The following is a 7,276-nucleotide window of genomic DNA, read 5'->3' as shown; positions in this document are numbered from 1 at the left end:
CTTGGGTGACAAGCCGACTGCGGCTGCGCCAAAAGAGGCGGGCGTAGTTCAATGGTAGAACCTCAGCTTCCCAAGCTGATGACGTGGGTTCGATTCCCATCGCCCGCTCCAGCCACCGTCCGGTCAGGAACGTCCGCCACACACGGCAAGGATGCATCCGCGCGCGAATCGATGCGACCCCAAACGGTGCAGTGTCGAAAAGCATCCATTGACCGCTACTTCATGCCTCCAGGCCGTGCCTGCTCGGCAGGGGCCGCAAGCCTGCTCCTGAACCGCTAACCGGTGGTGAATTCAAAGCGCGGGCAAGGCGGCAGACGCACGACCATCGCCGGTCAGCGAGGGCGTAACGCGCGGCGAGTCGGCCACGAGAGCTCTCGCCAACCCCTGGCCGATAAGCAGCAGCTAACGCGTCCGGGAATATATGTTAGCGTACGCTAATGGGTAGGCATGAGGCAGGTGGTCCATGCGAAAAACCGCTAGCCAAGGGGCGGGGGCGGTGTGCTACAAGATAACTAAGAGACGGGTGGACAATTCGCGGAAACAAATACCGCCTCAGCAAGTTCTAAGTATTGAAACGGCTAGGCCCGGCCACGCGAGGGCCAAGCGTCGGCTGCGGCGCAGCCGGCTCTAGAGCCAGGAGGTGGTTGTATGGCAACCCAGAACAGCGGCAGAGACAACCAGCATCAGCGGTTTATCCAGTCGCTGAATGCGTTCACTCGGGAGCACCGGGCCAAGCACTGGCAAGGCACGTTCAACGAATTCCTCGACCAGATCGTCGCCAATCAGCCGGCACTGGTCACGCGCACGAGTCACCAGTACATCTGGGACATGTTGCGCTGGATGCAACGCAAGGAAACAAACGAGACCGAGGAAGTCGAGAACAACGGGGTACGGCTGTTCAGCCACGAACTCTTCGGGATGGAAAGTCCGCTGCGCCGTATCACGGACTATTTCAAGGCGGCAAGCGCCGGCTCCGAGGTCGGTCGCCGGCTCTTGCTGCTGCTCGGCCCGCCTTCAGGCGGCAAGTCCAGCCTGGTGATACTGCTCAAGCGGGGCCTGGAGGAATACAGCCATACCGAGGAAGGCGCGCTGTATGCTCTGAAGGGTTCGCCACTGCACGAAAACCCGTTGAACCTCGTCCCTTATACCCTGCGCTCGGAATTCCGCGAGACCTATCAGGTGGACATTCAGGGCGAGCTTTCGCCCTTTAGCCGCGCGATTCTCGAGCACGAGTTCGACGGTAACTTCATGCAGTATCCGGTCGAACGGGTCTTTTTGTCGGAGTCGAACCGGTTGGGGGTGGGCACCTACGCGCCCCACGACCCGACGACCGCCGACATCGCCGACCTGATTGGATCGGTCGATCTCTCCAAGGTCTCCGAGTACGGCGACGAGGGGGACCCGCGGGCCTGGTCCTGGTCCGGTGCCGTGTATGCGGCAAGCCGCGGGCTGCTCGAGATGATCGAGATCCTGAAGGTCAAACGCGAGTTCCTTTATCTGCTGCTGACGCTCACCCAGGAGAAAAACGTCAAGGTCTCGCGTTTTCCGCTGATCCATGTGGACGAGACGATACTCGCCCATACCAACCTCGCCGAATTCCGCAAATTCCTTCAGGAGAAGGAGAACGAGGCACTGCTCGACCGGATGGTCATCGTCCAGGTGCCCTACACGTTGAACTACCGCGACGAGGCGCGCATTTATCGCAAGCTCATCGCGCAGGCGCCGACCTTCCGGGAGATTCATCTCGATCCGCATGCCCTTGAAGTGGCCGCGGTATTCGCCGTGCTCTCGCGGCTCAAGCCCTCGGAGCGCGAGGATCTGGATCTCTCCAAGAAGGTGCGGCTGTACGCCGGCGAGGACGTCGAGGGTTATTCCTCGACCGAGGTCGACCGGATTCGCCACGAATTCGAGGAGGAGGGCCTCTCCGGAGTCAGCCCGCGCTTCGTCGTCAACGCGTTGTCAAACGCCATATCGCGCTCCGAGGTGCAGAGCCTCACCAGCATGGAGCTGCTCGTCACCCTGAAGGATGCCATCGAAAACGATGCGCGCATCGACCCCAAGCAGAAGCGCTCATGGGTCGATTTCCTCGTCACCGCCCGGAAGGATTTCTACAACCACTGGGTCAAGGAGGACGTGCACAAGGCCTTGTTCGTCTCCTTTGAAGAAGAGAGCGAGAATCTGCTCGAGAAATACCTCGATGAGGTGGAGGCGACGCTGGATAACCGCGAGGTGGTGGATCCGATCTCGGCCGAGAGTCGACAGCCCGACGAGCGTTTTCTGCGCGCCGTGGAAGAGAAGATCAACGTATCCGATGCCGGCAAGCACACCTTCCGCCAGGAGGTGGTACGCAAGGCGATGGTCGCCTACAAGCGAGGCGAAAAGTTTACTCTCGACAGCCACGCCCGGCTGAAGGAGGCGATGGAGAAGTATCTGTTCGAGGAGCGCCGCGACGTTTTGCGTCTGGTGACCTCCGTAGCCCGCCCCGATGAGGAAGCGCGGGAGAAAATCGCCGCCGTGGAGGAGCGGTTAATCAACGACTACGGCTATGACCGCCACAGTGCTCGCGAAGCGCTCAATTACGTAACCACCTTGCTGTCCCAGGAGTAAACCTGGGGGGAGAGTGATATGTCCCTGCACGAAAGCACGTCCAGGGACGGCGTCGGTCGCTGGTACGATCTTTTCTCGCGAGGAACGCGAGATTGGCTGCGTCATAATGAAAAGATCCGCGAGGCCGTAAGGGAGCAGCTCCCCGATCTGGTGGCCGGATCGGATGTGCTGTCGCGGCCCGATAACCGCACGGTCAAGGTGCCTGTGCGGTTCATGGAACATTACCGCTTCCGGCTACGTAACCCCGATACACGCACCGGCGCTGGACAGGGCAAGGCCAAGCCCGGGGACGTCCTGCGACCGGCCCAGCCGACACGCCCCGGCCAAGGCAAGGAAGGCAGCGGCGAGGGAGAAGGCCAGATCACCTTCGTGCTGGAATTCCAGATCGACGACATCCTCGACTGGCTCTGGGATGAGCTGGAGCTTCCGCACCTCAAACCGCGCACCGGCACCCGCGTTGAGGAGGACACCTACATCCGCGAGGGCTGGGACCGGCGCGGCGCGCGTTCGCGCCTCGACCGCCGGCGCACCATGAAAGAGGTGATCAAGCGTCGCGGCGCACAGGGGCCGCAGTCCATCCCGATCACCAACGATGATTTGCGCTTTCGTCAGCTTGCCCGACGCCGGCGCCCCACCACCAATGCCGTTGCCTTCTTTTTGCTCGACGTCTCCTCGAGCATGGACGACCACTGCCGCCGCTTGGCCAAGACCTTCTTCTTCTGGGCGCTGCAGGGAATCCGCCGCCAGTTCACCGCGATCGAGACGGTGTTCATCGCTCACACGGTCGAGGCCTGGGAATTCGAGGAAGAGAATTTCTTCCGCGTGCATGGCCAGGGCGGTACCAAGAGCTCGTCAGCCGTGCACAAGGCTCAGCATATCCTGGAGGAGCGCTACGATCCGGCCATGTACAACTGCTATCTATTCTACGCGACGGATGGCCACAATTTCAGCGAGGATCGCCAGCGCGCCACGGAGGCACTGAAACGACTTGCCCCGATCATGAACTTTTTGGGTTACGTAGAGGTCTCTCATCAAAACCACCGCCGCCTGGATACGGAAGTGGCGGGCATCTGGCGAGGTCTAGGCGCAGAAGGTTGGCCGGTGGGCAGCTACTCGCTGACTCGCGAGTCCGATATCTGGCTCGCGATCAAGGCGTTTTTCACCGACCAGGCCGCCGAGGCCGAGGCTCAGTAAGATGTCGGAAAAGCTTGAGGAATTGATCCCGAAGGTCGAGACGCTGGCCCGCGATCTGGGGCTGGAGTACTACCCGGTGGAGTTCGAGCTGGTCCCTCCCAGCTTCATGATGGAAGTCGCCGTCTACGGCCTGCCAGTGCGAATGCCGCATTGGTCGTTCGGTGTTCGCTGGATCTATCAGATGGTCCAGCATCGCATGGGACACTCGCGGATTTTCGAGGTGGTCTTTCCGGGTAACCCGAATCGGGCCTATCTGGTCAACACCAACAGCCTCGAAGAGAATATTCTCGTCGTGGCCCATGTGCTCGGGCATGCCGACTTCTCCCACAACAACCTGACGTTTGTCCGCAGCCAGGAGCAAGTCGGTTACCGTATTGTCGAGCAGGCGGCGGCCCACGCGCGGCGTATCGCCGAGGTGATCGAGGAGATCGGCGAGAAGCGCGTCGAACAGGTACTGGACGTCGCGCTCGCACTGGAACCGCATATCGACACCAACCAACCGCTGAACCGGGCGAAGTACCGCCCGCCCGACAAGCATGCGGAACCCGAGCCGGAGGAGTTCCGCGACCGCTACAAGCAATTGCCGGGAGAGGCGCAACCCGAGCGCAAGACGCGCGGCAGCGCCGAGCCTTTCCACATCCCGCCGCACCCCGAGCGCGACCTGTTGTGGTTCATCGCGACCTACGCTCCGGAGCTGGAGGACTGGGAGCGGGATATTTTCCTCGCCGTGCGCAAGGAAGCTTATTATTTCCAGCCGGTGTTCAACTGTCAGATCATGAACGAAGGTTGGGCGAGCTACTGGCACTCACGGTTGCTGCGCGAGGCGAACTTCCTCCCCGGGCAGGTCTACGTTGACTGTATGAAGACCCACTCCGATGTCGTGCGCCCCTATGCCGGTGATCGCCAGGTGGCGCTCCAGGTGAACCCCTATCATCTGGGCTATTCGCTGTGGGAGCACCTACTGGAGAGTGAGGGCTTGGAAGGCGCTCGGGCGATCCGCCGGGAAGAGGACGATTTCGGCTTCATCCGCAACTACTTCACCGCGGAGCTCGCCGACGAGCTGGGCTTGTTCGTCTACAGTGCCAAACACAACGGCGAGATTCGAGTCACCGAGTCGAACCTCCACGAGCTTCACGAAGCGATCCTGCAACCCAAGTTCAACTTCGGGGCGCCGCGCGTGGTGGTCGACGAGCTCAAATCCGACGGTACGCTGATCCTGCGCCACGAGCACGAGAACGACGGCCGCGGGCTCGATCTGGAACGCTCCCGCCACGTTCTGGAATACATGGATCGAATCTGGCGCCGGCCGGTGAAGCTCTACACCATCGACGAGCGCGGCCGTCAAATCAATATCAAGCCGAGCTGGGAAGCGGACTGACCGGACGCGCGCGGCGCAGCGCTTTCCTTCCTAACCACCCCAGTAGCCCGAGCTTGCCGCTGATGCGCTTTGAGCATCGGCGGCCACGCGGCGAGTGCCCGATATACCCGGTTGCCACCCAAGGTTTGCTAGGCTGTAGGTGTTGGAGCCTGCTGGCAATGGCCGAGTATCCGAAAGGCCGCCCGCAAGGTTCGAATCAGGCGCACCTCGATTTTGAAGCGGCAGCAATGGAATAGGCAAACGCCTCCATGACCAGCAGTGACAACGAGCACGACGGGCCCGGCGGGCGCCGAGACCACTACTTAGTGCTGACTGTGGAATGCGACACAGGCATCAATGGCGAACTCGAGCCACAGGCGTTCAGCATGGGCAAAAGACGTGTGGTCGTAGACGAGATCATCGATCGCTGGCTCGCCACCGATCATCAATATTTCAAGGTCCGCGCCGATGACAGCGGAACCTACATCCTGCGTTACGATGTAAACCGCGCACTCTGGGAACTCACCCTATTCGACAGCGGCCGAACACCCGAAAGCCTGTGAGCGCAGCGATAATGAGTCTTGGAGAGAATTCTTTCCGCTGGGAACCCCGGTGGATCACCGTCCCGTTTGCGTGAGCGGCTACTCGGGCGAAGGTCGCTTCAGCACGATCTGATTGTTGGTGTCGCTTACCAGCCGATACGGGGTGGCGCTGTTCGCGAAACGTCGGATGATGCGAGCCGCCTCACGATGTACGTCGGTCGAAGATCCGCTGATGATGATCTCCTCCCCGTGGTATTCGACCCGGCAGCCCTGGCGTCGAGGCTCCCGCATGACCTACCTCCTATTCTCGCAACTGCTTATGCCTGGGTAGCAAGATTGCGCGCTGGGTTGCCGGTCCATCGTCAAACGTACGGGCGCTCATGAGACGCAATGTATTTTTGCAATGCAACAATTGTCTCGCTTGATCCGCGCTAATGCAAATCCTCCGGGCTAGGCGGCTAATGGCTCGCCCGGTCAGCGCATCACAGTGATCAGCGCATTACGCCTCGCTCGGCTGAGGTGCCATGCCCCCGGCTCGACCATCCCGGTCACGCATTGCGTGCATGCACCTCACAAGCCGCGCCATGATGCGCAGTTAACGCCGCGCTGGCAAGTAGCCATTGCGCGCGAGCCGATCGTGCAACTCGCGCACGCTGAGCTTGGCAAGATCCTTTCGGACCTCGATCACATGCATGTCGCGCGGGATCCGGCCATTGAGCGCTTGCCGGAGGAAGCCGAGCATGCGCTTTTCGGCACAAAGGATGAGTCGTCGTGTCCCATTGGAGCGCATCAACCCATCGAGGTGCTTGGCGATGTCGCGGGCAAAGCGGGTCTCCATCTCATCGTCAAAACGCTGTCGGTGCTCGTCGTAGCCGTGCGCCTGACCGCCCGCGGTCCGGTTGGTGCCTCCGCGGGGATCGGCATAAATGCTCTTCTGGCGGGCTTTGTGAATGGGGTTCGCTAGGGAGTCATGCTCAATGAGATTAGGGCCGGACTCGAGCTCGGGCACTTCGGCCGGCTCCAAGGTAAAGAAACGGGACCGAGCACCCTCTGCCACGACAACGCTGTACTCGCTCATATTCTTCCCCCTACAGTGTAGATGGAGCTTGATCAATAGAGCTGGCATCGCCCTCCTTGTAGAATGACAGGCAACGAGGAACCCATATCGGAATTAGCTCCCGTTAATAGAATTATAGAGAAATCCCTCCGCCATCCGCGCCGTAGCACCACGCGTAACCACAGCGTACGGAGAGTTCATGGGGCGAATCGTCAAGTGGCTTATGATCGCGATAGGCAGTATTCTCACGCTGCTGGTCATCTTCGTGGCCGCGCTCGTCGTGCTAGTCGATCCCAACGACTACCGTGATGAGATCCAGCGCGCAGTCGCCGCGCAGACGGGCCGCGAGCTTGTCATTGGGGGCGATCTCGAGCTGACCTACTTCCCCTGGATCGGGCTGCGGGTCGCTGACGTCCGGCTTGCCGACGTGCCCGAGTTCGGCAAGGCGCCGTTCTTCCGCGCGGATCACATCCGACTGGGCGTGGAGCTGCTGCCATTGCTGCGGGGCAAGCTCGTGCT

General features: G+C 60.9%; 7 protein-coding genes and 1 tRNA gene. 6 read left to right on the top strand and 2 right to left on the bottom strand.

Annotated features, from left to right (window positions below; all coding sequences use genetic code 11):
- Window positions 1-37: 37 nt before the first annotated feature.
- The 5 genes from AC52Q4_RS10065 (at window position 38) to AC52Q4_RS10045 (ending at window position 5,721) form a co-directional block, all read left to right on the top strand.
- A tRNA-Gly gene (locus tag AC52Q4_RS10065) sits at window positions 38-111 on the top strand.
- Window positions 112-648: 537 nt separating this feature from the next.
- The gene (locus AC52Q4_RS10060) at window positions 649-2,607 is read left to right on the top strand and encodes a serine protein kinase (RefSeq protein ID WP_495536667.1); all 1,959 of its coding nucleotides are present in this window, start codon (window positions 649-651) and stop codon (window positions 2,605-2,607) included.
- Window positions 2,608-2,625: 18 nt separating this feature from the next.
- Window positions 2,626-3,801 carry a DUF444 family protein gene (locus tag AC52Q4_RS10055; protein ID WP_495536666.1) on the top strand — a complete coding sequence of 392 codons (1,176 nt, stop codon included), beginning with the start codon at window positions 2,626-2,628 and terminating at the stop codon, window positions 3,799-3,801.
- 1 nt (window position 3,802) lies between these two features.
- Entirely contained in the window at window positions 3,803-5,179 is a 1,377-nt protein-coding gene (locus tag AC52Q4_RS10050) for a SpoVR family protein (RefSeq protein ID WP_495536665.1), read from the top strand.
- A 248-nt stretch (window positions 5,180-5,427) separates the two neighbouring features.
- Window positions 5,428-5,721: a hypothetical protein gene (locus AC52Q4_RS10045; RefSeq protein ID WP_495536664.1), complete on the top strand. Its 294-nt coding sequence runs from the start codon at window positions 5,428-5,430 to the stop codon at window positions 5,719-5,721.
- A 78-nt stretch (window positions 5,722-5,799) separates the two neighbouring features.
- Here AC52Q4_RS10045 and AC52Q4_RS10040 read toward each other — a convergent pair whose 3' ends face one another.
- A complete protein-coding gene (locus AC52Q4_RS10040; protein ID WP_495536663.1) occupies window positions 5,800-5,991 on the bottom strand; it encodes a hypothetical protein in 192 nt (63 codons plus the stop codon).
- Window positions 5,992-6,295: 304 nt separating this feature from the next.
- Complete coding sequence (locus AC52Q4_RS10035) at window positions 6,296-6,778, bottom strand: host attachment protein (RefSeq protein WP_495536662.1); 483 nt, start codon at window positions 6,776-6,778, stop codon at window positions 6,296-6,298.
- Between the two features lie 178 nt (window positions 6,779-6,956).
- Between AC52Q4_RS10035 and AC52Q4_RS10030 the strand changes: the two genes are divergently transcribed.
- A partial coding sequence (locus AC52Q4_RS10030) for an AsmA family protein (protein WP_495536661.1) occupies window positions 6,957-7,276 on the top strand: 320 nt, incomplete at its 3' end.

This window comes from Nitrococcus sp. (assembly GCF_059432795.1).
The sequence above is the reverse complement of the archived record's forward strand: the minus strand, read 5'-3'. Positions and strand labels throughout refer to the sequence as shown.

What these genes read in the sequence shown, in the direction of transcription:
- AC52Q4_RS10040 (WP_495536663.1), bottom strand. Translation starts at nt 5,991, where the DNA reads ATGCGGGAGCCTCGACGCCAGGGCTGCCGGGTCGAATACCACGGGGAG.
- AC52Q4_RS10045 (WP_495536664.1), top strand. Translation starts at nt 5,428, where the DNA reads ATGACCAGCAGTGACAACGAGCACGACGGGCCCGGCGGGCGCCGAGAC.
- AC52Q4_RS10035 (WP_495536662.1), bottom strand. Translation starts at nt 6,778, where the DNA reads ATGAGCGAGTACAGCGTTGTCGTGGCAGAGGGTGCTCGGTCCCGTTTC.
- AC52Q4_RS10050 (WP_495536665.1), top strand. Translation starts at nt 3,803, where the DNA reads ATGTCGGAAAAGCTTGAGGAATTGATCCCGAAGGTCGAGACGCTGGCC.
- AC52Q4_RS10060 (WP_495536667.1), top strand. Translation starts at nt 649, where the DNA reads ATGGCAACCCAGAACAGCGGCAGAGACAACCAGCATCAGCGGTTTATC.
- AC52Q4_RS10055 (WP_495536666.1), top strand. Translation starts at nt 2,626, where the DNA reads ATGTCCCTGCACGAAAGCACGTCCAGGGACGGCGTCGGTCGCTGGTAC.